Consider the following 26,835-nt stretch of genomic DNA (forward strand, 5'->3'; position numbering starts at 1 on the left):
GTCAAGAAAAATTTTCTGCTAGCTGAGGACAGTTTTTCTTATTTAACCACTGTAAAGTTCGATTCCATGCCCACCAAGGATCTGGATCGCCTGCCTGACTCTGGCAATCTTTGCTACTGATGTAACCTACATGACCGCCATAACGGGTTAGTAGCAACTCCAATGCCTTGTTACTCTTGCAAATTGCTTGTAATTCGGGTATTATCGCAGGTTCAAAGAAGGGATCGTCTTCAGCGTAAATGATTAGCGTGGGTTTGGTAAGATGTGGTAGGATTGGCAGAGCACTGCTAGCATCGTAATAAGCTTCCACTGTGGGAAAGCCCAGTCGCTGAATGACTAGCTCCTCATCAAAGCCCCATATGCTGTTAGCCCGCTTAATCGCCTCAGGGTCAAGAGTTCCAGGATGAGCTTCATGAATCTTCCAGGCAAGTTTTTCTAATCCCCGTGCGATCGCTTGCTCGAGATATCTCCCCAAAGGATGTTTGACCAGATAAGCGAGCGATCGCCTTGAGTCCAAACTCGGACAAATGACGGCTGCACCACCAATATCGCTCTCTTGCAGCCCCAAATTCCGATTTTCTTTGGTAAGTTCCACAGAGGCTTTCACAGCCCACAGAGCCAACTGCCCGCCTAAAGAGTACCCGGTAAACCAAAATTGTCCGGGACATCCCATCTGTTTGGCGGTGGCAGCAATGCGGGTAAAATCTTCTCCTTCGTACAATCCATCACTCGTTAGCGTTGGAGACAATTCTGCTGTTTTGCCATGAGCACGCCAATCAAACAACACCACAGCATACCCTTGAGCATATGCTTTACGCCCTAAAATCTTGAGATACCATTGATTGTCCAAATCGCCTGTAATGCCATAAGTACCAACAATCGTGCCACGAGGATTTTTGGGAATGGCTATTTTACCGAAAATTGGTACTTCTTGGGCCCCAGTAAAAATGACTTCTTGATAAAGCGGCTCCGGGTCTTGGATCGTGCCTTCCCAATAACGCTGACCCCGCAAAGCGGTATAGACAGTCATCACCAAACCGTTTTGCAAAAACCATGAGGGACTGTAAGAGGGATAACACATGATATAGCCAATATAGTATAGTTTAGTTTTGGTTTTACAATCCTTTAATTTTAATCTTTATGTTAGATTTAAATTATTTTTTATAATCAGGAAAGCAATCTTTGTATCTACCAAAGGTTCTTATTTATCCTTAATAAGTAGTAATAATTTTTTAATAATGCCGAGGATTCTTGTCATAGACGACGACCCTGCAATTTCAGAACTCGTAGCCGTCAACCTAGAGATGGCTGGTTACGACGTTAGCCAAGCCGAGGACGGCATCAAAGGTCAAGCACTAGCTCTCCAGCTACAACCAGACTTGATCATGCTGGATCTCATGTTGCCAAGGGTAGATGGATTTACTGTTTGCCAGCGCCTGCGTCGGGATGAGCGCACTGCTGAAATTCCCGTGCTGATGCTGACGGCTTTGAGCCAAACACAGGATAAGGTGGAAGGTTTTAATGCTGGCGCAGATGATTACCTGACCAAGCCCTTTGAAGTCGAAGAAATGCTGGCACGGGTGCGAGCGTTATTGCGGCGTACTGACCGGATTCCTCAAGCCGCCAAGCACAGTGAAATTTTGAATTACGGACCTCTAACCTTAGTTCCAGAGCGTTTTGAGGCGATTTGGTTTGGTCAAACGGTCAAATTAACTCACCTAGAGTTTGAGCTACTGCACTGTCTCCTTCAACGCCACGGTCAGACAGTTTCCCCCAGCGAAATTCTTAGAGAAGTTTGGGGTTATGACCCGGATGATGATATTGAAACCATTCGCGTACATATCCGTCACCTGAGAACTAAGTTAGAACCAGATCCCCGTCATCCCCGTTATATCAAAACCGTGTATGGCGCAGGTTACTGCTTGGAACTACCAAGCGCCCCCCAATCAACAGAAAGTGCTTCCACGGCATCCGGTGTTGATTGATCTTCAGCGATTACCTAACCAGTAACCAAGCAACCAGCGTCTTCACCTATTGCGTTTTGAACGTAACAAGCGAGGGCGCGGTTTCTGTATGAGAGCACCAAGTATTCCAGTAAAACTTGATATTTCGTCTGTGTAGAGACGTGCTATAGCGCGTCTCTACTAAAAAATCTTAGTAGATTGGTAACTTTTATTACAAAACTACTAACTATCCCCTGAAGTTATTTGTTTTTATTCCTTAAGATTTTATTCTTGCGGGATAAAAGGTAGATGCTTAGTACTGATAAACCAGCAAGGCTCGCAGGTTCGGGGACTGTCTTCGGTGGTGTAATCCGAGTAATACGGGCGTAAATACCTGCTGTAATTTCGTCATCTTCATAGACGCGAAACTTTTTCACGGTGGTGTTACCACCATCTTGGCTAAAGCCAATGAGTTCCAAAAGGTAGTCATTCCCTCCAAAACTGAAACTGCGATCGCTAAAAGTGTTTTTAACAACGACAGAATCCGCGTCTTTCTCTCGATCGCCCTCATTAGTTGTGTTTTCTAACTCCAACTCGTATTGGAAGACCTCAGAGAATTGGAATGGTTCGGAGAAAGATAGGTTGAGACTTAATGATACAGAGTCCACATTAGTGCCTTGCGGAACTGTGCCATTAAAGTAGGTTAAATCACCTATCTTAAACACAGAGTTTTCCTGTGCTTGAAATGAATTGCCCTTCAGGGTCAGTTCATTTGCAGGTGTGCCGTAGATTGGGTCCTTTGGTTGACCATCCCCCCATGTAAAAGTATTGGTTCCCACACCTGTGTAGCGTGGATTGGTATTTACGCTCCCTGGATAAATAATGGGTTCTCCCCAAGTTGCTCTTGAGTCACCGAAAAAAGTTAGACCTAGAGCCTGACTGGAGAAACCAAGGACTGTGACAACACCCACAGTCAAAGTAGACACAGCAGTAGTAAGTACTGAACTGAGTTTCATGGTTAAGCCTTACTCCTACCTAGGAGCTGGTTTCAAGTAAGCATCCCGTCCACCTTAGTAAATTTACGGAAAAAGTGACAAGAAATTTATATATTTTTCACAAAATCTTTATATTAACTTTGCCAAGTCTTAGCAAAATTATTTTCTCTAACGGGTAAATATTACTTGTTGTATCAGCTTTTTAAGAGGTTTTTATTCTGTTGTATCTATTATTAGCTCACTAGGTGTAACGAGTATATTTTTTTGCTATTAAAAAAAATAAAATGATATATTCTGTGAGAAATAAAATATACTTTACATAACCTTAATAAACCAAGAGACAATAGAGAACTGGCAAAATTGTTCCCTATTGCCTCTTGCTTGTTCCCCATTGCTTTGTTAAGGAGCTAGAGCATTACCGCGAAGTAAACTACCAATGGTCTTAGCAGTAATTTTTAGCTGAGTGAAAGGATTAGCTGGTACAACTGTCTTGTACAGATAGCTGTCAAAGGTTAGCCTTTGGACATCGATATCGTCACACATTTCCACAAAAGCTTCACGTGTGGCATCAGAACGGTAAAATACGGTCTGTAGGAGATCTAAGACCTTGTAAGTTAGCCCGTACTTCCTATCCCAACGTTTTATATAGACTTTTAGGTCAGCTTCTGTAGGAATGCGACTACCGGCGTTGGACATTTCGACAATTGTTTCAGCGCACATCCGTCCCGACTTAGCTGCAAAGTAAATGCCTTCTCCAGAAGATTTAGTCACATAGCCTGCAGCATCACCTACTAAAGCAATTCTTCCTACAACCCGACGGGGGCGGGGATGTTCGGGAATGGGGTGTGCTTCCACCTTAATAATTTTGCCACCTGCGAGTTTTCTGGCAGCACGAGCGCGAATTCCAGCTTGTAGTTGCTTGATACTCGCTTTATTCACGTGCATTGTACCAGTACCTACAGCCACGTGGTCGTATTTGGGGAACACCCAAGCATAAAAGTCAGGAGACACATCATCACCAACGTACATCTCGGCGAGATCCTCGTAGTAGATCATGCGATCTTGAGGAAGGCGAATGCGCTCTTGGAAAGCGATCGCGTAATTGTAGTCTCCTGCATCCATTTCTTTGGCAATGCGGGAGTTAGCACCATCAGCCCCAACAATCACATCGACTTTTAGGGTTTTGGCAATTCCTTGAACACTACCTTCTGTGTGTTCTACGTAATGGATGGTATAGGGATCGGTACTGTTTGCTGGAATATCGAGTTTATGAACGGTGGCATTAATTAAATTTGCGCCCAGTTTGGCGGCGCGATCGCGTAGATAACCATCTAGCACTTCGCGACGACACATTCCAATATATTCTTCTTCTTTTTCCAGATTGATATCCACCTCACGATTGGAAGGCGATATCATCTTCATTTTCCGCACGCGACGGTCAATAATATTTTGGGGCAGGTCGAATTCACTCACCATACATAGGGGAATTGCACCGCCACAAGGCTTGGCATTATCCAGCTTGCGTTCAAATAGGTAGGTTTCAATTCCAGCTTTCGCTAATGTTTCTGCAGCTGATGAACCTGCTGGACCTGACCCAACAACAGCAACCCGTAGTGTCAAAGGTCTTCTCCCAATCTTTTCATTTACCGAAAGCATGGTATCACGGTCTTTTGATTGATTTTGCGCTTTCCTCTCAATCTCTGAAACAAATGCAACATTCCTTAATATTTCTCCAAATTGTGAATTGGGAATTGGGGTTTGGGGATTGGGAATAGTGAATTAGGAAACATCTATGGTTTATTACCCAATTTATGCAGGTCTCAGTGTTCGGCTCAATCAGCAGAAAAATTAGTGTTGCAGCAATTACTCAGTATCAAAAACATATTTCTCCTTACAAAGGATTTAGTTGTGCTCATCGAATTCTGTATGGTGGAGAATCTTGTTCGCAGTACGTCAAACGAGTCATTACTCAAGAAGGTTTGCGCGATGCGATCGCCAAATCTCGAATCCGATTTCAAGCCTGTTCCCAAGCCAATGGAATTTTGCGGGCGCAAATTGATGGTGAGGAATCGACAGAAGAAACACCAGGTAAAAAGCGTAGGAAAAACAATTGTACTAAAGATAAAGCCGGCCAATCGGACTGCACGAGCAGCGATTGTGATGGAGGTTGTGATTGTATCGAAGGGTTTGCCGATTTAGCAACAATTGATTGTAGTGGTTTGGATTGCAGTGGTGCAGACTGTGGCTCCTTAGATTGCGGTGCTGCAGATTGCGGCTCCTTAGATTGTGGTAGCTGTGGGAGTTGAGTGGTGCGATTGCAGCTCGCTTGTTACTGCTTGCTGCTGAATTATGGTATACTCCGATATACGCTAATCTTAATCAAAAACCCGTAGATTGGTTTCCGAGGTGCAGTCACAGTGGGCATAGTTGTTGAGAACGTATCTAAAGAGTTTGGCAATTTTAAAGCAGTAGATCGAGTCAGTCTGGAAGTTAAGAGTGGTTCTCTGGTAGCACTGCTTGGACCATCAGGTTCGGGTAAGTCCACACTGCTGCGTTTAATTGCGGGTTTGGAATTGCCAGACAGCGGTAAAATTTTGCTGACGGGTAAAGATGCTACATACCAAAGCGTACAACAACGGAAGATAGGGTTTGTATTCCAGCATTACGCTTTATTTAAGCACATGACAGTTAGGCAAAACATTGCCTTTGGTTTAGAAATTCGTAAAGCAACAAAAGCAAAAATCAAAGAACGGGTTGAAGAATTATTAGATTTAGTGCAGCTGAGTGGGCTGGGGAACCGTTATCCCTCACAACTATCCGGGGGTCAACGCCAAAGGGTAGCACTAGCGAGGGCGCTAGCAGTAGAACCAGAGGTTTTACTTTTAGATGAACCCTTTGGCGCACTTGATGCAAAAGTTCGGAAGGACTTGCGAGCTTGGTTGCGCCGCTTGCATGATGAAGTGCATGTAACTACTGTTTTTGTAACCCACGACCAAGAAGAAGCGATGGAAGTCTCAGATGAAGTCGTGGTTATGAATAAAGGGCGAGTAGAACAGATAGGGACACCAGCAGAAATATACGACCATCCAGCAACAGCGTTTGTGATGAGTTTTATCGGACCTGTAAACGTATTACCGAGTACATCTGGGATTTTCCAGAGTAATGGATTTGATGCTACCCATCCAGAAGTGTTTTTGCGTCCGCAAGATGTCATTGTGGAAACCAGCCCCAATGGTGCTACAGCTCCTGCTAGGGTGACTCGGTTGATACATTTGGGTTGGGAAGTGCAAGCAGAGTTGACTTTAGATGACGGTCAGGTAGTGACAGCCCATTTAACACGGGAACGCTATGACGAGTTAAAGTTAGAGCCACAACAAAAAGTTTATGTCAAACCAAAGGACGCAAAGTCTTTCCCACTGTATTATTCAATTTAAAATTGCGTGCTGTTAATAGTTGACTGTTGACTCTTAGCTAGCTAATGCTACTATGCTGATTGCACTTAAGACGCAGTTAAAAATGATATCAGCACAGTCTCTCATTTTGTTAATTGAGTACGCTAGAAGTCGAGAAGCAACGCTCGCGATCGTAGAGTCTACGGAACCGGGAATAACATATCAATGGCAGAGGGAGTGGGGTATGACGGAGTGGCTTGGTGAAACCTTGAGCACTTGCGCCACTCTCACTTTACACGAAGAAAAAGCAGTCCTTTGCTTTGACGCATATTTTGGAAAAGAAGAACACGATAGTTCCTACCCACATCCATTACCACATCCACCCGCACTTCTATTTAGTCAAGAAAGGTCCGTCACTAACCTCAAAGAAGCGCTATTCCTGGAGGATGCTTTCTACAAAAAAGTGACAGAATGGGTAAATAAGAAAGCAAACAAGAGGTTAAGTTAGAAAAGAAAATAGGAGTTAAAAAGGGATAAACCTTACATCACAAGCTTTGATTTGCTTTTTAATGGTTAGTTTAAGTACTCCATCCCGTACCAAACAGTAACAGAGAAGTAGCAATAAAAACCAGGGTAGTTTCTGCCCCATGATAAGGGGGCTGTTAAGCTGTCAAGTTTGAATTTTTGGGGTTGGCTAAAAGAAAAGCATATGCTAGACTAGAAAAGTAGTTTTAAATATAAGTTAATATCTAAACTTAAATTTAGACAAAACAAGTAAAGCTACAAAAGTAGAAGTAAATTATGGCGGCATAGCCAAGTGGTAAGGCAGAGGTCTGCAAAACCTCCATTCCCCAGTTCAAATCTGGGTGCCGCCTTTTCAGTAAAAATAACTCGAAAAACCTCTAGAACCCAGTTCTAGAGGCTTTCTCCCTATTGTCTTCACTTGACAAGACTTGCCAACAACTTCCAGAAAATGACACTCTAGGACACAAGAGAAGACTACGGACGACCAATAAGTCATTGGACACCAAGAGAACTGGCAGATGAAATCATCAAACAAGGCATCATTAAAAGCATATCTGTTCGCCATGTTGGAAGATTATTAGAACAAGCAGAACTTAAACCTCACCAGAATCGCTACTGGTTAACCCCCCCAGAGCAGGCTCTTGAGATACTTCCTTCTAGTATTGCTTCAATGAAACACTTGTGAAAGGATTTGTTTAATAGATAGTACGGGTAAGCTCACCCCAAAAAAATCTGAAATATCACGAGTCACAATCGCATCTAGTTGATTGAGAGTTGCACAGGCAAACTGAACGCCATCTTCAAAATCCTTCAAATTACTGATTAAAGCCTGTTCAATCGTTATGCGATCAACGCAACAAAGCTCCAAACCTGTTAATATAAGCGAAACTGACGAGAGTGCTGTATCTCGACCTTGAGCCTTTTTGACAATATAAAAAACATTTGTCACTGTTGTTGCGGCAATATATCCTTGAATTCGGCTCATTTCAACCATTTCAAATAACGCTATAGCATCCTCTATAAATGGCTCTCGTTCTAGCAGCAGATCCAGGACAATATTAGTGTCGATTAAAACTTTCATTACTGATATTTCTGTATCAAATAATCTGTATACTCTTCCTGGACTTCTGTATCAGTTGGTGTCGAACCAGCCCGTTTAGCAATTCCTCGTAATCCTGTTAACGTTCCTTTAGGAATCTTTGATAATTGCTCTGACCCAAGCTTGAGAGTGGCTTTGTGTCTGATAAACTCTACAAAATCAAGCACCTCATTAGCCTGCTCTTCTGGCATCGCCTTCACAAGTTCATAAATTTTTTGTGCTGTATTCATAGAACATAATTTCCTCAGCTTGTTGTTTTTCTACCAAAACTAGGGTGTTGGGCGTTGGGGAGCCAGTTCGATGGAGGGGTTCCTAGGCTTAAAGTAACTGCAGTCACTTGGCGTGGTAGGGTGTAGGGAGCATTGGAGGAGGAATCCTTGAGGGGTGGCAGCACATCAAGAAAAAAATTTGTGTTTCGAGACGCGCCGCGAGAGAAACACTGCATCGTTATTCCAATCCCATGAGTTAAGTCGTGGGTGAGCAAAACCCCACACCCTACCCCCCTCTAAAAAGTTGCTCGCTTTATCACATAGATTTAAGTATATATTAAGCTATTAAGCAATGCTTGTATTCACCCTGGTATCTCCACCTGACTATGGTAAGCGCTACGGATAAGGTTGCTAGGTAACACAATTCAGGCGATCGGTAACCATTCGTCACAACTTAAATCTTTCACCAATTTGTCAATCTACCCATAGGATGAAAATTAAATCAAAAACCATGAGAGAAAAATCGTTTTTGGGTTAGCGATGCGGAAGTCGCCCCTATAGGAACGCCTAATCTTCGTCTTGAGCATTCATCTTTGTGCTGAAACCCTGTTTGACACTCTCCGCCCTATAAGGGCGAAGATTCTTCAATCACAGACCCAACTTGCTGATACAGGATTTCTCCAGTATGAGTAGAGGTCGAATCTCCTGAAGCGTTCGGATAGTAGATCCAAGTTCCCGTATGCCCTACGGTACTCAAGGCTAATTTCAGAATATTGATAGCGGCATTCGAGTCTCTATCTATTACAAAGCCGCATTCGCAAACATGGGTTCTTGTAGATAGAGATTTTTTGACTATTGCGCCACAACTGAAGCATTCTTGAGAAGTGTAGGCGGGGTTAACCGCAACAGTTATCCTGCCAAACTTCACCCCAAAATACTCCAACCATTTTCTGAATTTATACCAACCAGCATCATTAATAGATTTAGCGAGACAGTGATTTTTCACTAAATTTTTAATCCTCAAATCTTCATAGGATACCAAGTCGTGAGATTGGATTACGCAACGCGCCAGTCTCTTGGCGTGTTCTTCACGTTGCCTACTTATTTTGAGGTGTACTCGCCCTAATTTATTAATAGCTTTCTTACGGTTGGCAGAGCCTTTCTTTTTACGAGAAACGCGCTTTTGTCTAAATTTTAGACGTTTCTCTCCTGTGCGATAAAACCTTGGGTTAGGTTCACTATGTCCATTGCTGTCGGTATAGAATTCTTTAAGTCCTACATCCAAACCAATGGTTTTCCCTGTGGGTTGTGTTTCTAATTTGTTGTCTACACTAATCAGAAATTGAACATAATACCCATCAGCACGACGAACTAATCTAACTCGTTTTACCTGTTCTAATTGGTAGAAGTTTAAATCCCATGTTCCTTTCAGCTTGAGCGTACCAATACCTTTTTTGTCGGTGAAGGTTATTTGTTTCCTAGTCTCGGAAAGTGACCACCCAGAGGTTTTATACTCCACTGAGCGAGAATTTTTCTTGAACTTTGGATATCCCTTTTTACCCGGAACAGACTTTTTGCAGTTGTCGTAAAAACGAGCAATAGAACTATAAGCCCGTTCAATAGAAGCTTGGCAAGCACTAGAATTCAAAGCTTTTACAAACGGGAATTCGCTTCTCAATGACTTACTAAGGCGATACATTTGTTTTTGTCCCACGCCTCGATTATCCATCCAAAAACGGATACTCTTATTGCGAACAAATTGAGCCGTCCTAATCGCCTCATCAATGGCAGTATATTGAGTCGTTTTCCCTTTGGCTTTGAATTCTAAAACAATCATTTTCCGTGGAAAACTTCTACGCAAAATATTATAACACAAATAAAGTCGCCCTAGAAGGGCGAGGCTTTAGACCCATTCTCTTGGTAAAATAAGAGTTTTAACTCAAATAATCCAACTTTAAGAACTGAGAGCTAAATCCAGCATTCGCACAGTGTAATATTATGTTAGTACACCTAAATTCAAAAAACTTTTTGGCTGGGCTCCTCTGCAGAACTGGCTCCCCTACACCCATTTTTTTATTTAGTCACAAATTTAGTTACGATATTCAATTTGTAAATGGAATGTCTTGTAAATAAAGGGTTTTAAAATCTTGTTACGGTCTGCAAAACCTCCATTCCCCAGTTCAAATCTGGGTGCCGCCTTTCAAACAAGTAGTATTGGGTAGCACGGGAAAGATGTTAAATCAATTCTCGTACCTGCTCTATGTTTGAGACACTGACGATATTAGCAGCAAGTTCCTCACGATTGGGTTCACCTCGTTTCAGTGCTTGAGACAGCATGGCAACTTCTTCTGACTTGACAAGTGGTGGAACTTGTGGTTCTAGTGGATCGACGACTGCTTCAACAATAACTGGACCCGATGTAGCAAGTGCAGAGTCAAGGATTGCACCGCAGTGGGCTGGGTTATCTATGGTAAAACCAGTTCCACCACAAGCTTTCGCAAAAGCAGCAAAGTCAATCGGCTGAAGTTCGCAACCAAATTCGGGATTGCCCAGGTGCATCATCTGCTCCCACTTAATTTGCCCCAATGTGCCATTCTTGACAATCACTACCTTGACGGGAAGTTGATATTTAACGCAAGTAACAAACTCTGCCATGAGCATTGAGAAACCACCATCGCCAACAAAGGCGATAGATTCCTGATTGGGATAAGCAATGGCAGCAGCGATCGCATAAGGTAATCCACACCCCATCGAAGCGAGAGTGCCCGATACAGAATGCATCTGTCCCCGCTTGACTGGAATTTGACGTGCCCACCAAGTTGTGTTGGTGCCTGAATCAGCAGACACAATGGCCGTATCGGATAACCGTTGACCCAACTCATACGCCACCACTTGTGGCTTCATCGGTTTATCCTGCTTGGTGCCGCGTTCCCGCATTGTTTGCCGCCACTCATTCATACCAGACTGCGCCTGTTCTAGAAAGCCCCGGTCTTCATTGCGTTTCAGCAGTGGCAACAGTTTTTGCAAAGCAACAGAGCTATCCCCCACCAAACCGACCTCTACAGGATAGCGTAAGCCAATCCGAAATGGATCGATGTCAATCTGCACGCCTCTCGCCTGTCCGGGTTTGGGGTAGTACTCAATATAGGGGAAGGTGCTACCGACAATCAACAGAGTATCGCAGGTCTCCAACGCTTCTTGAGATGGCTTTGTACCAAGTACACCTATTGTCCCTGTTGTGTAGGGACTGTCATCAGGAACCGCTGCCTTACCAAGCAGAGCTTTGATAATTGGCGCTCCCAGCTTCTCGGCTATTTGCTCCAGTTCATCTGTAGCTTCCAATGCCCCACGTCCTGCCAGAATTGCTATCTTTTTACCTGCGTTTAAAACATCTGCTGCTCGCTGTAAATCTTCATTGCTAGGTAATAAAACACTGCGGGCTTTTACATTCGATACGTGATGGGGCAGGTTACGCATTGAACCTTTTTTCTCAACACTTTGGGATTGGAAATCCAACGGGAAATTGATGTGAGCCACACTCCGATAATTGAGGGCAGCACGGCAAGCTAAATTGGCGACATTTTCAACGTGTGTCGGACCCATAACACGGGCATTGTATACGGCAACATCCATGAAAACCTTATCCAAGTCCACATCTTGTTGGGAGTGTGTGTTGATGAGGTCGTGATAGTGATGTCCCGTGATTGCTAAAACAGGTTGACCATCTAGCTTCGCGTCATACAAACCATTCAGGAGATGGATGCCACCGGGACCAGAAGTTGCAAGACAAACGCCCAGTTTACCTGTATATTTAGCATAGGCACAAGCCATGAACGCTGCAGCTTCCTCATGACGCACCTGAATAAAACGAATCTGCTCTTGACGATTGCGTAGTGCTTCCATAATGCCATTGATGCCATCACCCGGTAAACCAAAGATGACTTCAACGCCCCAGTCATGAAGTACATTAATGAGGACATCGGCTGCGGTGGTTGTCATAAATTACCTCATTTGCCAGTTTGTTCAAATACGTTGGTCATCAAAGTAACCTCCTCAGGCACCCTAACCCATGTTTTGCATCAATCCACCATCAACGCACAAAGTTGTCCCGTGAATATAACGCCCATCCTTTGAAGACTATCTACTCCACTCCTGGTACCAACTCCACTTTGACCCAGCCTGCTTGCCGCCTATCGAAAGCTTTGTAGGCATCAATTACAGAGGTTAGGGGTTGCACCTGGGTTAAGATTTGAGCCGGATCTATCGCCCCACCCCGCACCAGATCCACTAGTGTTGGAATGTATTTGCGGTGGTTGCAGTTGCCCATCTTGATAGTCAGGTTTCTATTCATCGCCATACCGATGGGGAAAAACTTGTGTGTTAGCGGATACACACCAATAATTGAAAGCGTTCCTGCCTTTGCCAATGCCTGTACTGCCCATTCCAACACTTGTGAGGGTGCATTACCTGGATGCCAGTTACCATTTTGTGGGTTGGTTTGCGGGGCAATTTGTTGAACTTCTTGCTGGAATTGCTGTGATTGTTGCTGTGCTTTTGAAGCCGCCGGACCACTGTTAGGAGCTACAGCATCCACGCCGACTGCATCGATCGCCCGGTCTACGCCAATTCCACCTGTTAAACTTTGGATAACCTCAATCGGGTCTTCTTTGTTGAAGTCAATTACCTCGGCTCCTTGGGAACGCGCCATTTCCAAACGTGAGGGAATCGTATCCACGGCAAAAATCCGTCCGGCACCTAATAATTGAGCACTGGCGATGGCAAACTGACCCACCGGACCGCAACCAAAGATAGCAACTGTATCCCCCGGTTCAATTTCTGCTAGTTCTGCCCCAAAATAAGCGGTCGGAAAAATATCTGATATTAAAATTGCCTGGTCGTCATCCACTTCTTTGGGCAGTTTCACCAGCCCCACGTTGGCATAAGGAATGCGGGCATACTCTGCTTGCAATCCGTTGAAAGGACCACTGACTTGGGGACCGCCAAAGAAGGCTGTTCCCGCTTGAGGTCCGTTGGGATTGGCATTGTCACACTGGGAGTGATAGCCAGACCGACAATAAGAGCAGTAACCACAAGCAATGGTGGAAGGAACCACAACGCGGTCTCCTACCTTCAAATTTCGCACATTGGAACCAATTTCTTGCACCACACCCACAGCTTCGTGTCCCAGAATCGTTCCTGGTTTCATTCCCGGAAATGTTCCCCGAATCATGTGCAAATCGGTACCACAAATTGCGCTAGCAGTTACCTGGATGATCGCGTCGGTTGGTTCTTGAATTTTGGGTTCGGGTACGTCGTCCAGACGAATATCGCCAATACCGTGAAAAACCACTGCTTTCATAAATTGTGCTCCGTAGGAATGTGGCAGCTGTTGCCAAGCTAAAAAATTCTGCTGTTGTTACTGGCTGCTTTATCGGAACAACTAGCGATTTCATCCTAGAAATCTTAAGTTGTCTTTCCCTCTAACTTATGAAGCATGAAAATCATCAAGCTGGTCTACCCATTGAAAGAATTCGTGTAAAGCTGAGATGTAAAATTAAACACAAGCGTCAATACGGTTCAGATAAGACTCGATCCCCCTAGCCCCCAGGGCTGTTTCATTCGATAACAAGATAAAATTTGTCAAGGGTGTTGGCGATGTTTTTTGGGACAGAAGTGATGGAAAACCTACATTTCCATCCGGAAAAAACGTTGGAGATTAGGACAATGAATTGTCAGGACATCTTGGTAAATCGTTACTTAGAGATTACTGAAATAAGTGCAGCTATCTCCCATATATATGGATTAAGTCAGTCTGAAGTTTTTGTATTAGAAGAAATGCCCTTCGATCCAATTTCAGATTGCATTCGGATATTATGCCAAGTCCAAGATATTGATGGAGATTTTAAACAATTGATTTCAATTTATATTAAAGATGATTCTTTAACAAAATTTTCTATTAATGAAGTAGTGGAAAGTTTTTGCGATATCTGTAAGTGTGTATGTTTAATTTCCGATCTTTCCGATAATCCTTACTCTATGATAATGGTAAAAGGTAAAAGTAATGTTCGGATAGTATATTTGTCAGCACAACTTTTGGAAGAAGAAAAATATGTTTTAATTTAATGCAATTGTACAAACTAGAGGAAGAAAAAGTACTTATTATGCTAGAACTCAAAGTTTGTAGCCTGGTTTCTATTACCAGGCTTTTTATTTCACAATTACGGAAATACTTGTCTGCAACTTCATCATTTCCCCAAATGCCAGAAAACACCTCTGATGCTACCCATTACCCCACTTGCTACGTATAGTTTGTGCTACCCAATAAAATTGCGTCAATTCCATCCTGCACTCGCATCAATTCCCGATACTGCTCGTCAATCCAAGCTTTTTCCGCTTCACGTTGTTCTATTGTTTCTTGACGATACCTGACTTGTCGATCGAGGAAATCACTGTAAAATGTTAGTCCTTGCTCAACTGCTTGTTCAACTAATTTGACAAACTCATCAAAAATAGTAGTAACAATTGTTTCCAATTTTGTCAAAACTTCCTTCGAGCATTTATCAAACTGCTCCCAACTAATACCTAAAACACCCTGCTTGGCTAAAGTATCGGCGGTATTGTCCAAAGCATCAACCAAAGATTTAACATTTACGGGGAGAATATAAAAGCGTTCGCTAAATGCTCTTTCGACTAGATTAGCTATTGTTGAAGCAATTGAGTTAAACTGAGTAACCAGTTCTTTTGCCTGTTGTTTATCTAATTGTCCAATACATCTTTGAAGAAATGGGATGTGAGTTTCAAGTTCGCTCCCGACGAGTAAGTTGATACTATCGATAATAACGCTTTGTAATACTTTTATCTGAGCTTGTAATTCACAACGTAACCTTATAATAAAGCTATCCTTTTCAAAAACACTTAACGCATTTTTGAATTTCTGCTTATTATCATAAAAATGTTTGTCTTTAATCAGCAATTCTCGTTTGTACCAATCATTCTTAACTTGGTTAATCACTTCAGATTTATATTGTCTGCTTAAATGACGTACTCTAATATTACACCCACTTACATCTCCTATTTTTCCCCATATTTCATAAGTAGATATTTCAGCTACTCTTTGCTTGCTATCCCAAACGTCCTCAGTATGAGCCAAATCATCAAAACATACTTTCATCAAAGTTTTGAGTCGAGTAGCTGATTGCTGAATTTCTTTAAAACAGGGGGTAAAAGATTGTTTCAACTGAGCTACAGATTGCTTAGTTTCTGGTGAGTTTTGTTCATTCTTCAAAACTGGCTCTATAGATTGAGTAATCCTTTGAAAGCTCATTAAATATTCATTCATCCGTGTAATCTCCGATGCTTTTCGTAGCTCTTAATTAATACAATTGAAATCAATAATTTTTCAAATACTAATCAAATTAAGTACTATGTTTTTTGTATTTCGCCCAGAACATATGATTGGTCTTGCTAATGGTACTCTTAAACAAGTTGTATCATCCTCAGGGATTCCACTGAGTATGGTTAGAGATGCAAACACAGGTCATATTGTTGGTCATGCTGTTGGTGTAATAACTGAGCCATTTTTAGCTCTTCCACAGTTGATCATGGATAGCGCACAGATGATTCAAGTTCATAGAGGTTTTCAAAAAACTTATGAAAAACTGGATTTAATTCAGTCAAGCTTGACTACCATCAACACTAATATTAGTGTTTTGCAAGCAACTACAGCTTTGATTGGTGTAGGAGCTGTAGCAGGATTGGCACTGTCAGCAGTAAACTTGCACCAAATATTGAGATTAAGAGAAGATATAAAGCAATTGAAATTGGAAGTTAAACATGGATTTATTGATTTAAAAAAAGCTTTAGACGATCGGGGTAAAGAAATCATCAATCATATTGATAGAGTTGCTCAAGATATTAAGTTTGAGCAACATCGTTTAGTTATGATTCAGGCATATGGGAAATTTCAGGCAGCACTTAATTTAATTAAAACTGCTTTAAAGACAGAGGCGAGTATCCGAAATACTGATTTAGCAACCGCACGGCATTTATTAACAGATGCTTTAGAACAATATCGAAATCAGCACTTGTTATCTGAAACGCGTGCAGCTGGATATCTTCGTAGAGTTGAATGTTCTTGGGCTATCGATCAGACTATTATCTTAACATATCAGTTGCAGAACCAGCCTACTGCTGTAAGCGATCGCCTCATCCAACTTCAGGAGAAAATCCGTCAAGATAGCCTCTCTGTTGTAGAGCAATGTGAATCTGAAGAAGAACTAGATTTTCTATTTCCGGAAATCGCTCAAATTTGCGATCGTGATTTAATCTTATTAGAATCTTGGCAACATCATGTTGATTGGATACAAAGTTTATCTCCAGATGAAAGGCAATTGATAGCAAAGTCAAATAATCAATTTGATGAGGTTTACGAAGATAATCAAAACACAATACAGATAGCTGAACCTGAAGAAATCTCACTTTACGATCGGTTAAAGCAAAAATCACATTATTTATCTCTACGGGATCAACTAAAATTTATGATTCTACCTAATTCACGGAAGGAGTACGAAACTTATATAACTCAACAAGCGTTAGCAACTAAATACAAAGGTTTTGCTCCTTCTAATTGGCAAGAATTACCGGACTTAACTGTTGCTAACCTTTACTGGTACTTTAAAGCAAAAAAACAATAAATTCTAGTAACTAAATTTAGTACTTTATGTCATTGCGCTGTTTTTCTCTAATTTATAAGAATTGCAAGACATAAAAGCTTTTGTGCTATCTGCCTCCAAACTTCTGTCTTCATATACTAGGCAATTCGTCAACACGAACAAATGCTGCATACTCTGAGCTTTGCTTGCTGAATTCTTTTAGAAGTGCGATCGCATCTGGTTCTTGAAAATGATGAGCAAGAATGGGGAGAACGTGAATACGAGCAAAAGCACTGTATTCAGCGCTTGGCTGGCAATGCTCTAAAAGCAATGCTATTGCTTGAGAGTTACCAGTTTGCAAAGCAATTGTTAGTATACTTAGTATTTGTTGGACGTATTTAGTTCGATGCTTTATGAGTTCTTTTCTAGTACCACGAATAGAGTTTAGATCGAAAACTTGCTCAACCACTTTTCCTCGTGTATCAAGACCGATGACTATTGCGCCATCTACATTATCCCAAGAAAAATGAAGATGTTTATTAATATCTGTAACACTATCAGTTGGATTTATTAACATAGATTTGCCATTTGAATCCAGAGGAAATTGTGTACCTTTGTGACTGGCATCATTACATTTCTCACAGGAAAGTAAAAGATTACTCCACTCAAACGTCAAATGAATGCATCTTGGGTTAACTTTTGGGCAAAAGTGTTCGATATCCCCATATCCTGTAGTGGTCACTTTACTTTCACAGTAAGCGCATTTCCCATAAAACATTTGCTCCAACAAGTCTTTAATTTCCTTATGTCTATACTTATTCTTCGCCTTTTCAATATTTTTTTCAGCTTTAGCTATTTCTTCTCTTGTAGCAGTAGGATTAGCTTTAACAGTCTGTAAATGAGCTATAGCTGCCTGCAAATTTGCTAACCATTTCGCAGCATTTCGTTTTAAAACTGTTGGTGGTTGTTTTGGTCTAGATACGGGTATCAAGGCAAATTTGCCTCCAAGAAAGCTCTAGTTCGAGCTTCTAAACTCCCTGGTTCGGGAAGACCGCCAACAGGTTGTGCTGCTTTCATAAATTGCCTTAAATGTTCGTACTCCTTAGATTCTTGTTCTAAAAGGTTGTCTCTTTTATCCCTAAGTTCGTAATAACGATTCATTTTCGCTTGAGTTTCCGGGGAGTAAGTAGATTCTAAACCAAAAGCAGAGCTTCTTAAAATAGAGTCAGAATCGTAAGCTGATACATTTTGAACTTGTTTAACCTCAATTTCACCGTTTACCAATTCTAAGCGCAAAGTTAAAGCATCGTCTCCTCCTCCTGCGGCTACTAAAGGACTATGGGTGGCAACAATAAATTGAAGATAGGGAAAAACCTGCCGCAACCAACCAGCAATTTGTCTTTGCCATGATGGGTGTAAGTGAATATCTAACTCATCTATTAAAACTACACCAGATGCTTGGGTTGGATCTTCCAAATCTGGAAAAGCTTGAAGCAATCGCCAGATTAAATCTCCTGCTAGGGCTATGACGCTACGATAACCATCAGACAAATTAATAGTTGAAACCTTTTGACCATTAACTGTGAATTGAATCAGACCATCAATGGTGACTTCAGCGATTTGAGCATCTCCAGGAAGAAGACTTTCAATAACTTTTTCCCCTACTTCTCGCATTCGTCGCGCTTTAGCATCCTCTGGATTTTTAGCAATACGAAATTCTAAATAGACCATCCATCTTTCAAAAGAACTTAAAGCACTATCTTCATCAAACTGAGTAATGAAATTGCTAGAACGTTTTGCTGGTTCTAAACTAGGTATCAAGACTTGACTCACTCGAGTTAATCGACGAAAAGCTCCATAACCGACAGAAAACCACCCTTTACTGTCTGAAGCAAAAGCATTTGTTCGCAACCAACTCAAGATTTTCGAGGGTTCTTCAATGAGTGCTGGTTCAGTGTATGTTTCCTTTTCTTTTCCTACTTGGACAGGTACTCCACCTGTTACAAAGTAAGAATAGGCAAATGTATGCCTCCTTTTATCTTCCCCGAAACTACCTGCATCAGTTTCTTCTTTGTGTAAAACAGCACTTAATTTTCCCGGAATAGAGGGGTTGCGAACCCAACCAGTAGGACGAGGAAGAAGTTCTTTCGCTGCTTCGGGACCCGCTAACAGTAGTGCAAGTGCTTGCAGCAACGTACTTTTTCCTACTCCATTCTCACCCAGTAAAGTAATCCAAGAATAAGGTTTTGCTCTCTGACCCGTGGCTTGCTTATGAGTAAAGAATATTTTTTCTTCTCGAAAGCACTTAATGTTCGAGAGCGTTATGCTTTCTACCCACATTTTCGTTGTCCTTTAATCTCAACTATAGCGATCCTATTTGATTTGTGAGGATTGCGGAGCAGCATCTTTCAAAATACCCAACAATCCAATAATTTTTAAACCTCTTTCTATAGCTATGTGTCTTGCTGCTTTATCATCTAAAATGACCAATTCAGCTTTGATTTGCTCTGCTAATAAAATTGCTTCTCGCTCACCAGGATCGAGTTTTTCCAATCCTAAGAATTTACCTACTTGTACTGTCTGAATTTGTAGCCAATCGGGAGGTTTAGCAATCCAATTCCGAACAACAAGGGGTGACTCAGGAGCATTTAGCTCATCAGCTACACCTTGGGGAATTATAATGACACGGTAAAGTTCTTGCAATATGTCAATACGATCGATTAGCAGCAAGTAACAAATTGGGGAAGTATCAGAGACAATAATCATTATGCTCTAAACTCTTTAAGAGTTTGAATATCTCTTTCTAATTCAGTCTCGTCATAATTTAGATAAACACCCATCCGTTTCAAGAAGGCATGGGTTTCTAAACGAGACTTTAACTGGAGTATTTGTCGAACTTCAGATGTACTCATTTCCCCGCAACGGTAAGCATCTGCAACAATTACTTCTAACAGTCTATGAGAAAGACCACCCCATGCTTGGTCTAACCTCTTGGCAATTTCATCAGGAATTTCAATCGTAATTTGCATAGAGTATTTTCAGTTATGATAGTAGTCTTATTCTATTTTAATGGTGTTATCTTGCTTGTTGAGAAGGCAAAAGGTAGATTACTTTCTTCAAATCAGACGAATTCGGGTATTGGGTTTCAACTGAGATAAAAGACGTTACTTTAAATGCAGCATTGTGAGTAGGTATTAACCGATGAGATTCAATAGTGCAGATAATCGAATCTCTTAGCTCAGAAGAGCGTATCTTTTTGCAAGAGCGATTGAGTAGCAAGCCAATTCAAGTAACATTTGACGTATGTGGTGGGCAGCCATGCATTCGTAGTACACGGATTCCTGTGTGGACACCGATCGCTTTTCGGTCAACAAGGAGCAGATGATAAAGAGTTATTACGGAACTATCCTGCCCTAACCACTGATGATTTAACCACTGCATGGGTATACTACGAACAACACCGCGAACAACTAGATCGGGCAATCATTAGCTACACGAATACTTTAGATAAGTAGCAGCAAGCTTGCTGATTTCTACATAATTTTACTCGCAAAAATACGTAATAAATTATACAGATGACAAACCTTGCAGAGTGCCATTAAACTCAATAGTCATATGCAGGTAACTTTTGCTGTATATAACTTAAACTTATACTTGAAAACTATTATGGGAATTGTCATTTTTTTGGGTGTATTGATTGCCACTTTAGCTGTTATCATTGTCAGCAGCTATAATGACCTGGTAAAACTTCGGAATCGCTACAAAAACGCTTTCGCTCAAATTGATATCCAGTTAAAGCGTCGTTACGACCTGATTCCGAATTTGGTTGAAACGGCTAAAGGTTACATCAAGCACGAGCGGGAAACTTTAGAAGCTGTCATTGCTGCTCGGAATTCTGCTATCTCCGCAAGTAGTCGAGCTTCGCAAAATCCGGGCGATCCTCAAGCAATGCAGCAACTGGAAAATGCTGAAGCTGCCTTGGCTGGTGCATTGGGTCGCATTCAAATCATTTCGGAATCTTATCCAGAGTTGAAAGCAGATCAAACCATGAGCCGGGTGATGGAGGAACTGTCTTCAACCGAAAATCGTATCGCTTTTGCGCGTCAATCTTACAATGATTCGGTAACGCTTTACAACACCAAACTAGAAGCATTCCCTAGCAACATTGTGGCAGGTAATTTTAACTTTGTTGCAGCAGCATTGTTGCAAGAAGCCACACCAGAAATAAGAACAGCGCCACGCGTGTCTTTTTAATAGTCTATGAATTTTTTTGAAAATCAGGATCGAGCACGCCAAAACACTCAACAGTTAATCGCGTTGTTTGTTTTATCAATAGTGGCAATTGTTGGAGCAGTTTACATTGTCACGCTGTTTTTTCTCCGCATGGCTCCCAGAATTTGGTGGCATCCACAATTATTTCTGATTGTTGCAGGTGTTACAACGGCTGTCATCGCTCTAGCTAGTTTTTATAAAATAGCTTGTCTCAGCGACGGTGGAGGCGCGATCGCAACAGAGTTGGGTGGAAGATTGCTGATATCGGATATGGCAAATCCCAGCGAGCAGCAGCTGTTGAATATTGTAGAAGAAATGGCGATCGCTTCTGGCATTCCAGTCCCCTTCGTGTATGTCCTTGACTCAGAATTGAGCATCAATGCTTTTGCTGCTGGGTTTACTCCTAACGATGCTGCGATCGGAGTCACCCGTGGTTGTCTGGAACAACTCAACCGGGATGAGTTGCAAGGTGTGATTGGTCATGAGTTCAGCCATATTCTCAATGGGGATATGCGTCTGAATTTGCGTTTGGTAGGATTGCTCCACGGCATTTTATTCCTTTACCTAACAGGAGTCTTTATTCTGCGTTTTCGCAGCAGCTACCGTAGCGAGAACAAAGGTTTGTGGGCATTTGGTTTGGGATTGATGTTAATAGGAGGTGTGGGATTGTTCTGCGGACGCTTGATTAAAGCAGCCGTTTCCCGACAACGAGAATTTCTTGCTGATGCTTCAGCCGTCCAATTTACCCGTAACGCTGACGGTATTGCAGGGGCGCTTGAAAAGCTAGAAAGAAGGGGGTCGGGGCTTTATTCTCCCGCAGCTGAAGCCGCAAGTCATATGTTTTTTGGCAATGCGCTTGAGATCTCTTTTTGGGAAAGTCTGTTAGCAACTCATCCACCTCTTTCCGAGCGTATCCATCGCATCCGTGGCTTGAACTACAAACCATCTGGAACTTATGCTCGCAAACCTTCTCATTCTCACGAATCAGCAATGGGCTTTGCTGGTAGCAGCCCTTCTAGCACGGGTTCTAGCGTGAGTGCTTCTGTTTCCCCAGAACAGGTTGTTAACCAAGTGGGAAGAGTTGCTCCAGAGCATTTTACTTATGCTCAAAAGATACTAGCAGATTTACCAGAGTCCCTGCGATTGGGCGTGCAAAAGCAACAAAGTGCAATAGCTATTGTGTACGCACTGGGATTAAATCATTCAAATGCGCAAGTGCGCGATCGCCAACTTGACTGGTTGAAAGAAGTACAACCTGCGGAGTTAGTAGAAGAAACGCTATTGTTTGTTGAGCAAATAGCCTCTTTAGATTCCGGGATGCGCTTACCTCTTTTGGATTTAGCAGTACCCGCACTGCGTCAATCGTCTCCTAAGGAGTGCCAGCAAATCTGCAAATGTATTAAGGGTTTGATTAAATTGGGTGGAGATTTGTCACTGTGGGAATTTGTGTTGCAGTTAGTGCTGTGGCACCGTCTTGAACCTTGCATCCATCCAGAGTCTTCATCCAAAGTCGAGCAATTTGACAACATACAAGAGGTTTGGTCAGATTGTATCCTCGTGCTTTCTGCACTAGCAAAAGTCGGACACTCTCAACCTGATGCTGCCACCTACGCATTTCGCAGTGGGGTTTTTAGACTTCCTAAACCAGGGCAACAAGAACAACCAGAAGTACCGATCGCTTGTAACTTTGCTGGAATGAAGAAAAGCCTCGATCGCCTGCGCCTTGCCAGTCCCAAACTAAAGCAAGCAGTGGTTGATGCTTGCGCTCATACCGTGATGGTTGATAATCAAGTCACTCCCCAAGAAGCTGATTTATTGCGGGCGATCGTCATTACTTTGGATTGTCCCATGCCTCCATTTTTAATTCCCCGTAAGGTTTCTAAAAAGGGAAAATCCAGTGTTGAGAAACAACCATTAAGTTGAGGGTGTGGCTCAATTCCTACTGCGTGACGGATGGGGTATTGCGGCATTTTGATAAAATAGTTTGACTTATTGACACTGTACCGTTCGTTCGGTATAGTAATTTTAGGTTCCAAAATTCAAACGTATAGTTAGCATCATAGAACTCGTTACAGCTTAGGAGGATATTATGCCACGTAAGTTTGGAGAAATTGCCTTTACCCCTGAAGTCCAAGCCGCGCAAACACAACGTGGCTCGCGGCAGTCTTACGAAAAATATATTGCTAACGGTCCTGCAAACGATACTATTACTTCCAAAGTTGAGGAATTTATTGCTCAATTAAATGGGTTTTATTTGGGAACCGTGGGTTCTAACGGGTATCCCTACATCCAGTTTCGAGGAGGTCCTCCCGGTTTTCTGAAAGTACTGGACGAGAAGACGTTGGGCTTTGCTGATTTTTCAGGAAATGTGCAATACATTACGGTGGGCAATCTCTCAGGCAATGATAAAGCGTTTTTGTTTTTGATGGATTATCGCCACCGCAGACGTATCAAAATTTGGGGCAGAGCGCAGTACGTTGAAGGGGATTCACAATGGACTGAAAAACTCCAAATACCGGGTTATCCTGCCAAAGTGGAACGCTCAATTCTCTTTCATGTGGAAGCCATTAGTGAGAACTGTCCCCAACATATTCCGATTCGCTATTCGGAAACCGAAGTCGAAGCAATGATGGCTCCGTTGCAAGCCCGAATTGCGGAGTTAGAACAACAGTTGAGCGATCGTGCTTCCCAACCGCTATAGTGGTGCAGCAATCCTGTTGTAGATCTGAATGAGGGGGACAAGGGAGAGGGGGGAGATAAGGGAGACAAGGGGACAAGGAAGACAAGGAAGTGGTGTTTGTAACGTATTTATGACTGCTATGTTTAGCTAACAAAGCGTAATGGTATCTATAAGGATTGCGATTGGGCGGCTGTAGAACTCTCACAGGAAAATTGACTGCTTCATCTAGGGATCTCTTCCCGAAAAGAGCGATCGCATAAGCGACCTCATACAATGAAGCTATCTTCAATTTTCACTCTTTCAAGTCAGAGTTCCACAACCTGTGACACGAGATTAAGGAAAACTCTTAATCAATAGCAACCATGACATCTGATGATTTAATGATGGCGTATGCTTGTTTTCCTTCTGTCAGTTGAAGCTTCTCGGCTGAAGATTTAGTGATAATTGAAATAACTTCAACACCCGGAGCAATTTCCAAGGTTACTTCGGTATTAACGGCTCCTTCTACAACTTTTTTTACTGTTGCTTTAAGTGAATTACGAGCACTGACTTGCATTTTGGTTGATGTTCCCTGTATCAATTTAACTGGATCATCCTAACAAATTCTATCTTGGGTACTTAAGTTTTTATATTATTTTAACAATTTTAGATAACGTGAAATTCTTTAAGGGCAGGTAAAAAATTTTTATTTTCATGACTGGAACGACTGAGTTTAATCAGTGCAAATCGCTGTACGGGGAGTAAATTTTCCCATTGATGTGGGGTCATTGCGATATCAAACTCCCGTGCTTTATTCTTAACACTCTCAGGTATATTTTGGTCGTCCATCCAGGGTGGGTTTTCTTCCACGGGCAAATCAGTTGCTAACTCGCCAGTATGATTTTGAACTAATTGGCGTAAAAATTCTCGGTACTCTTGGATAGTTTCTTCTGTATTGCAGGGTCGTTCTACAAGGGTTTGACGTTCTTCTTGACTGAATTGGTTCCATTGATTGAGTTTCAGCTTGATACCACACGTATCCAACTTCAAGCGCACCTGCATGGGAATACAGCGCAGTGAGTCAACAAAATCAGCTTCAAATTCAAAGAAATGAGTCATATGAGGATTTTGGATTGGGGATTGCTGGTCAGTATACCAATTCCAAGAAGGTGATAGATAGTATAGACATAGGTAAGCTATCGATCGCCAATCACCGATCCCTGTTAAAGACGCAAATGCTGCTGAATAACCGCTATCGAATTCTTCGCACATTGGGAAGTGGAGGATTTGGAGAAACTTCCCTAGCGGAAGATACTCAAATGCCCTCACTCCGACGTTGTGTGATTAAACAACTAAAACCCATTCATGATAATCCTCAAATTTACCAACTCGTGCAAGAGCGGTTTCACAGAGAAGCAGCGATTTTGGAAGAGTTGGGTGGAAACAGTGACCAAATTCCAACTCTGTATGCTTATTTTCAGTTGGACGATCGCTTTTACTTAGTGCAAGAATATGTTGAAGGTGATACCCTCACAGCTAAGCTCAGACAACACGGGATATTGAGTGAAAACACTGTTGCGGGGATTTTAGCTAGTTTATTACCTGTTCTGGAGTACGTACACTCAAAGAAAATCGTTCATCGCGATATCAAACCAGATAACATTATTTTACGTCACCGAGATGGCAAACCCGTACTCATTGATTTTGGCGCGGTACGAGAAACAATGGGAACTGCGCTGAATTCCCAAGGTAACCCAACCAGCTCGATTATCATTGGGACACCAGGGTATATGCCCAGCGAACAAGCAATGGGCAGACCAATTTATGCTAGCGATCTTTACAGCTTGGGGCTGACAGCTATTTATCTTTTAACAGGGAAATCACCACAAGAGTTAGAAACACACCCAAGTACTGGAGAACTTGTTTGGCAATCTCATGTCATAAATGTTAGCGCAACAACGGCAGCCCTACTCAATCGAGCGATCGCTTACCATCCACGAGACCGATTTTCCAGCGCGAGGGAAATGCTGCAAGCATTGCAGACTGGAAGTTTATCAATTCTTCCTACGACTCCTTTAACACAACCACCATCTTTCACTCCTCCATTACCAACAAAATCTCAAGAAACTCTTCTTTTCAACTCAGGAGTTTCTTCCCGTGAAACTTCTCTTTATAATAACCGACAGAGGGGAGGACTTGCTCTTAGCATCATTGCAGCGGCGGCTGTGATAGGAGCTTCTGTTATTATTGGTCTTGCATTAACAAGAACTCCTCCATCTGTAGAACAGCCAAGCACTTCATTAGGAACGCCTTCTCAAGCAACTCCTAATATTTCTCTCTCTCCCAAATCTCAAGTGACGGACAATGCGAGTTCCGGCTCAACTTCTTCACCACAAAAAACACCAATACCTACAAAACAAAATGCAAACAAAGCTAATTTTCCTCATGCGTTTTATTTTCTTGCCGATTCTGCCTATCCAAATTCACAAACTGCTTTGATGCAAGTGAAAGCTTTACAGGCTGTTGGTTATTCTCAAGCTGGAATGTTTCGGATTCCAGAATATCCAAATTTGTCAGGTAAGGAGTTATTTGAAGTTTATGTAGCTCAATTTAGCGATCGCAACAATTGTATCGATTTGTTAAGAACCTACGGACAAGCTAACTCCAATGCTTATTGTGCGTTTGCCAGTAAAGATCCGAATGCACCACCAGAACGGCTATATTTTCAAGAAATTTCCACATCATCTTCAGATACATTTCGAGATACAAATACAACCAAAAATGATTATTTCTGGCTTTCTGAAAGAGAAGTCACCGATACAGATTTAGATGGGAAAGATGGTTTTGAGCTAGATATTATGAGAAATACCATTTTTGCACGTCACGGTCGCCGTTTTCAGACTGCTGGTTTACAAAAGTATTTTGATGGAAAGCCGTGGTATCGCCCAAAATACTCGCCAGATAATTTTCCTAATGAATTATTATCGAATGTAGAAAGGTGGAATGTAGATTATATCAATAAATATCAGGATCGTTACAATCGGAGATATTTTCGATGATCGTGACTGTTGACGAATTTACCAATTCTAT

At 42.1% G+C, this 26,835-nt stretch carries 27 protein-coding genes and 1 tRNA gene; 13 read left to right on the forward strand and 15 right to left on the reverse strand.

The features are described 5' to 3' along the window. Window position 1: 1 nt before the first annotated feature. Window positions 2-1,081, reverse strand: coding sequence for a YheT family hydrolase (locus AB0756_RS14975; protein ID WP_038076268.1), 1,080 nt, complete (start codon window positions 1,079-1,081; stop codon window positions 2-4). 157 nt (window positions 1,082-1,238) lie between these two features. On the opposite strand from AB0756_RS14975, the gene AB0756_RS14980 reads away from it, so the two are divergent. Next, a complete protein-coding gene (locus AB0756_RS14980; RefSeq protein ID WP_038076269.1) occupies window positions 1,239-1,985 on the forward strand; it encodes a response regulator transcription factor in 747 nt (248 codons plus the stop codon). 218 nt (window positions 1,986-2,203) lie between these two features. Here AB0756_RS14980 and AB0756_RS14985 read toward each other — a convergent pair whose 3' ends face one another. Continuing rightward, on the reverse strand, window positions 2,204-2,959 hold the full coding sequence (locus AB0756_RS14985; protein ID WP_038076270.1) for a choice-of-anchor K domain-containing protein: 756 nt from the start codon (window positions 2,957-2,959) through the stop codon (window positions 2,204-2,206). Between the two features lie 378 nt (window positions 2,960-3,337). Further along, on the reverse strand, window positions 3,338-4,594 hold the full coding sequence (gene chlP, locus AB0756_RS14990; protein ID WP_082051782.1) for a geranylgeranyl reductase: 1,257 nt from the start codon (window positions 4,592-4,594) through the stop codon (window positions 3,338-3,340). Between the two features lie 155 nt (window positions 4,595-4,749). Here chlP and yidD point away from each other — a divergent pair, with 155 nt between their 5' ends. The 4 genes from yidD (at window position 4,750) to AB0756_RS15010 (ending at window position 7,205) form a co-directional block, all read left to right on the forward strand. Next, entirely contained in the window at window positions 4,750-5,244 is a 495-nt protein-coding gene (yidD, locus tag AB0756_RS14995; RefSeq protein ID WP_038076271.1) for a membrane protein insertion efficiency factor YidD, read from the forward strand. A gap of 111 nt (window positions 5,245-5,355) precedes the next feature. Beyond that, on the forward strand, window positions 5,356-6,372 hold the full coding sequence (locus tag AB0756_RS15000; RefSeq protein WP_038076272.1) for a sulfate/molybdate ABC transporter ATP-binding protein: 1,017 nt from the start codon (window positions 5,356-5,358) through the stop codon (window positions 6,370-6,372). 52 nt (window positions 6,373-6,424) lie between these two features. Further along, window positions 6,425-6,838: a hypothetical protein gene (locus AB0756_RS15005; RefSeq protein ID WP_038076273.1), complete on the forward strand. Its 414-nt coding sequence runs from the start codon at window positions 6,425-6,427 to the stop codon at window positions 6,836-6,838. A gap of 295 nt (window positions 6,839-7,133) precedes the next feature. Beyond that, window positions 7,134-7,205: transfer RNA gene (locus AB0756_RS15010), tRNA-Cys, on the forward strand. A gap of 317 nt (window positions 7,206-7,522) precedes the next feature. Here AB0756_RS15010 and AB0756_RS15015 read toward each other — a convergent pair. The 5 genes from AB0756_RS15015 to AB0756_RS15035 form a co-directional block, all read right to left on the reverse strand. After that, window positions 7,523-7,936, reverse strand: coding sequence for a PIN domain-containing protein (locus tag AB0756_RS15015; protein ID WP_038076274.1), 414 nt, complete (start codon window positions 7,934-7,936; stop codon window positions 7,523-7,525). Continuing rightward, window positions 7,936-8,184 (reverse strand): DUF2281 domain-containing protein, encoded by a 249-nt coding sequence (locus AB0756_RS15020; protein ID WP_050046200.1) that lies wholly within the window; start codon window positions 8,182-8,184, stop codon window positions 7,936-7,938. The genes AB0756_RS15015 and AB0756_RS15020 overlap by 1 nt, the downstream gene beginning before the upstream one ends. Window positions 8,185-8,788: 604 nt before the next feature. Further along, entirely contained in the window at window positions 8,789-10,000 is a 1,212-nt protein-coding gene (locus AB0756_RS15025; protein WP_038080764.1) for an RNA-guided endonuclease InsQ/TnpB family protein, read from the reverse strand. 398 nt (window positions 10,001-10,398) lie between these two features. Continuing rightward, the gene (locus tag AB0756_RS15030; protein WP_038080767.1) at window positions 10,399-12,162 is read right to left on the reverse strand and encodes a thiamine pyrophosphate-dependent enzyme; all 1,764 of its coding nucleotides are present in this window, start codon (window positions 12,160-12,162) and stop codon (window positions 10,399-10,401) included. Window positions 12,163-12,304: 142 nt separating this feature from the next. Continuing rightward, window positions 12,305-13,522, reverse strand: a complete 1,218-nt coding sequence (locus AB0756_RS15035) for a zinc-dependent alcohol dehydrogenase (RefSeq protein ID WP_038080769.1) — start codon at window positions 13,520-13,522, stop codon at window positions 12,305-12,307. Window positions 13,523-13,818: 296 nt separating this feature from the next. Here AB0756_RS15035 and AB0756_RS15040 point away from each other — a divergent pair, with 296 nt between their 5' ends. Then, complete coding sequence (locus AB0756_RS15040) at window positions 13,819-14,286, forward strand: hypothetical protein (RefSeq protein ID WP_038080771.1); 468 nt, start codon at window positions 13,819-13,821, stop codon at window positions 14,284-14,286. A gap of 175 nt (window positions 14,287-14,461) precedes the next feature. Here the strand turns inward: AB0756_RS15040 and AB0756_RS15045 are convergent, their stop codons facing one another. Further along, a complete protein-coding gene (locus AB0756_RS15045; protein ID WP_038080773.1) occupies window positions 14,462-15,502 on the reverse strand; it encodes a hypothetical protein in 1,041 nt (346 codons plus the stop codon). 85 nt (window positions 15,503-15,587) lie between these two features. On the opposite strand from AB0756_RS15045, the gene AB0756_RS15050 reads away from it, so the two are divergent. Then, window positions 15,588-16,856: a hypothetical protein gene (locus tag AB0756_RS15050; RefSeq protein ID WP_038080774.1), complete on the forward strand. Its 1,269-nt coding sequence runs from the start codon at window positions 15,588-15,590 to the stop codon at window positions 16,854-16,856. Between the two features lie 109 nt (window positions 16,857-16,965). Here AB0756_RS15050 and AB0756_RS15055 read toward each other — a convergent pair whose 3' ends face one another. The 4 genes from AB0756_RS15055 to AB0756_RS15070 are packed head-to-tail and all read right to left on the reverse strand — an operon-like array spanning window position 16,966 to window position 19,843. Then, window positions 16,966-17,805 carry an HNH endonuclease family protein gene (locus tag AB0756_RS15055; protein WP_063779535.1) on the reverse strand — a complete coding sequence of 280 codons (840 nt, stop codon included), beginning with the start codon at window positions 17,803-17,805 and terminating at the stop codon, window positions 16,966-16,968. Continuing rightward, on the reverse strand, window positions 17,802-19,154 hold the full coding sequence (locus AB0756_RS15060) for an AAA family ATPase (protein ID WP_038080775.1): 1,353 nt from the start codon (window positions 19,152-19,154) through the stop codon (window positions 17,802-17,804). Before AB0756_RS15060 ends, AB0756_RS15055 begins: the two co-directional genes overlap by 4 nt. A gap of 33 nt (window positions 19,155-19,187) precedes the next feature. Continuing rightward, window positions 19,188-19,580: a DUF3368 domain-containing protein gene (locus tag AB0756_RS15065; protein WP_202048753.1), complete on the reverse strand. Its 393-nt coding sequence runs from the start codon at window positions 19,578-19,580 to the stop codon at window positions 19,188-19,190. Then, the gene (locus AB0756_RS15070) at window positions 19,580-19,843 is read right to left on the reverse strand and encodes a UPF0175 family protein (protein ID WP_038080776.1); all 264 of its coding nucleotides are present in this window, start codon (window positions 19,841-19,843) and stop codon (window positions 19,580-19,582) included. Before AB0756_RS15070 ends, AB0756_RS15065 begins: the two co-directional genes overlap by 1 nt. Window positions 19,844-20,028: 185 nt before the next feature. Here AB0756_RS15070 and AB0756_RS15075 point away from each other — a divergent pair, with 185 nt between their 5' ends. The 5 genes from AB0756_RS15075 (at window position 20,029) to AB0756_RS15095 (ending at window position 23,787) form a co-directional block, all read left to right on the forward strand. Next, window positions 20,029-20,199 carry a DUF433 domain-containing protein gene (locus AB0756_RS15075; protein WP_408019882.1) on the forward strand — a complete coding sequence of 57 codons (171 nt, stop codon included), beginning with the start codon at window positions 20,029-20,031 and terminating at the stop codon, window positions 20,197-20,199. Beyond that, a complete protein-coding gene (locus tag AB0756_RS15080; RefSeq protein WP_237266106.1) occupies window positions 20,120-20,329 on the forward strand; it encodes a DUF433 domain-containing protein in 210 nt (69 codons plus the stop codon). The genes AB0756_RS15075 and AB0756_RS15080 overlap by 80 nt, the downstream gene beginning before the upstream one ends. 100 nt (window positions 20,330-20,429) lie before the next feature. Beyond that, on the forward strand, window positions 20,430-21,068 hold the full coding sequence (locus AB0756_RS15085; protein WP_237266105.1) for a LemA family protein: 639 nt from the start codon (window positions 20,430-20,432) through the stop codon (window positions 21,066-21,068). A 6-nt stretch (window positions 21,069-21,074) separates the two neighbouring features. Then, window positions 21,075-23,009 carry a M48 family metallopeptidase gene (locus AB0756_RS15090; protein ID WP_038080777.1) on the forward strand — a complete coding sequence of 645 codons (1,935 nt, stop codon included), beginning with the start codon at window positions 21,075-21,077 and terminating at the stop codon, window positions 23,007-23,009. Window positions 23,010-23,175: 166 nt separating this feature from the next. Next, the gene (locus AB0756_RS15095; protein ID WP_038080779.1) at window positions 23,176-23,787 is read left to right on the forward strand and encodes a pyridoxamine 5'-phosphate oxidase family protein; all 612 of its coding nucleotides are present in this window, start codon (window positions 23,176-23,178) and stop codon (window positions 23,785-23,787) included. A 325-nt stretch (window positions 23,788-24,112) separates the two neighbouring features. Here AB0756_RS15095 and AB0756_RS15100 read toward each other — a convergent pair whose 3' ends face one another. After that, the gene (locus AB0756_RS15100) at window positions 24,113-24,322 is read right to left on the reverse strand and encodes a TOBE domain-containing protein (protein ID WP_038080782.1); all 210 of its coding nucleotides are present in this window, start codon (window positions 24,320-24,322) and stop codon (window positions 24,113-24,115) included. Between the two features lie 89 nt (window positions 24,323-24,411). Next, entirely contained in the window at window positions 24,412-24,864 is a 453-nt protein-coding gene (locus tag AB0756_RS15105) for a nitrate reductase associated protein (RefSeq protein ID WP_038080783.1), read from the reverse strand. Between the two features lie 116 nt (window positions 24,865-24,980). Here AB0756_RS15105 and AB0756_RS15110 point away from each other — a divergent pair, with 116 nt between their 5' ends. Beyond that, window positions 24,981-26,804 carry a protein kinase domain-containing protein gene (locus AB0756_RS15110; RefSeq protein ID WP_038080784.1) on the forward strand — a complete coding sequence of 608 codons (1,824 nt, stop codon included), beginning with the start codon at window positions 24,981-24,983 and terminating at the stop codon, window positions 26,802-26,804. Window positions 26,805-26,835 lie beyond the last annotated feature (31 nt).

This window comes from Tolypothrix campylonemoides VB511288_2 (assembly GCF_045999855.1).
Taxonomy (GTDB): Bacteria; Cyanobacteriota; Cyanobacteriia; order Cyanobacteriales; family Nostocaceae; genus Scytonema; species Scytonema bouteillei_A.

Coding starts and splice junctions, on each gene's coding strand:
- AB0756_RS14975 (WP_038076268.1), bottom strand. CDS start 1,081: ATGTGTTATCCCTCTTACAGTCCCTCATGGTTTTTGCAAAACGGTTTG.
- AB0756_RS14980 (WP_038076269.1), top strand. CDS start 1,239: ATGCCGAGGATTCTTGTCATAGACGACGACCCTGCAATTTCAGAACTC.
- AB0756_RS14985 (WP_038076270.1), bottom strand. CDS start 2,959: ATGAAACTCAGTTCAGTACTTACTACTGCTGTGTCTACTTTGACTGTG.
- chlP (WP_082051782.1), bottom strand. CDS start 4,594: ATGCTTTCGGTAAATGAAAAGATTGGGAGAAGACCTTTGACACTACGG.
- yidD (WP_038076271.1), top strand. CDS start 4,750: ATGCAGGTCTCAGTGTTCGGCTCAATCAGCAGAAAAATTAGTGTTGCA.
- AB0756_RS15005 (WP_038076273.1), top strand. CDS start 6,425: ATGCTGATTGCACTTAAGACGCAGTTAAAAATGATATCAGCACAGTCT.
- AB0756_RS15015 (WP_038076274.1), bottom strand. CDS start 7,936: ATGAAAGTTTTAATCGACACTAATATTGTCCTGGATCTGCTGCTAGAA.
- AB0756_RS15020 (WP_050046200.1), bottom strand. CDS start 8,184: ATGAATACAGCACAAAAAATTTATGAACTTGTGAAGGCGATGCCAGAA.
- AB0756_RS15025 (WP_038080764.1), bottom strand. CDS start 10,000: ATGATTGTTTTAGAATTCAAAGCCAAAGGGAAAACGACTCAATATACT.
- AB0756_RS15030 (WP_038080767.1), bottom strand. CDS start 12,162: ATGACAACCACCGCAGCCGATGTCCTCATTAATGTACTTCATGACTGG.
- AB0756_RS15035 (WP_038080769.1), bottom strand. CDS start 13,522: ATGAAAGCAGTGGTTTTTCACGGTATTGGCGATATTCGTCTGGACGAC.
- AB0756_RS15040 (WP_038080771.1), top strand. CDS start 13,819: ATGTTTTTTGGGACAGAAGTGATGGAAAACCTACATTTCCATCCGGAA.
- AB0756_RS15045 (WP_038080773.1), bottom strand. CDS start 15,502: ATGAATGAATATTTAATGAGCTTTCAAAGGATTACTCAATCTATAGAG.
- AB0756_RS15050 (WP_038080774.1), top strand. CDS start 15,588: ATGTTTTTTGTATTTCGCCCAGAACATATGATTGGTCTTGCTAATGGT.
- AB0756_RS15060 (WP_038080775.1), bottom strand. CDS start 19,154: ATGTGGGTAGAAAGCATAACGCTCTCGAACATTAAGTGCTTTCGAGAA.
- AB0756_RS15065 (WP_202048753.1), bottom strand. CDS start 19,580: ATGATTATTGTCTCTGATACTTCCCCAATTTGTTACTTGCTGCTAATC.
- AB0756_RS15070 (WP_038080776.1), bottom strand. CDS start 19,843: ATGCAAATTACGATTGAAATTCCTGATGAAATTGCCAAGAGGTTAGAC.
- AB0756_RS15085 (WP_237266105.1), top strand. CDS start 20,430: ATGCAGGTAACTTTTGCTGTATATAACTTAAACTTATACTTGAAAACT.
- AB0756_RS15090 (WP_038080777.1), top strand. CDS start 21,075: ATGAATTTTTTTGAAAATCAGGATCGAGCACGCCAAAACACTCAACAG.
- AB0756_RS15095 (WP_038080779.1), top strand. CDS start 23,176: ATGCCACGTAAGTTTGGAGAAATTGCCTTTACCCCTGAAGTCCAAGCC.
- AB0756_RS15100 (WP_038080782.1), bottom strand. CDS start 24,322: ATGCAAGTCAGTGCTCGTAATTCACTTAAAGCAACAGTAAAAAAAGTT.
- AB0756_RS15105 (WP_038080783.1), bottom strand. CDS start 24,864: ATGACTCATTTCTTTGAATTTGAAGCTGATTTTGTTGACTCACTGCGC.
- AB0756_RS15110 (WP_038080784.1), top strand. CDS start 24,981: ATGCTGCTGAATAACCGCTATCGAATTCTTCGCACATTGGGAAGTGGA.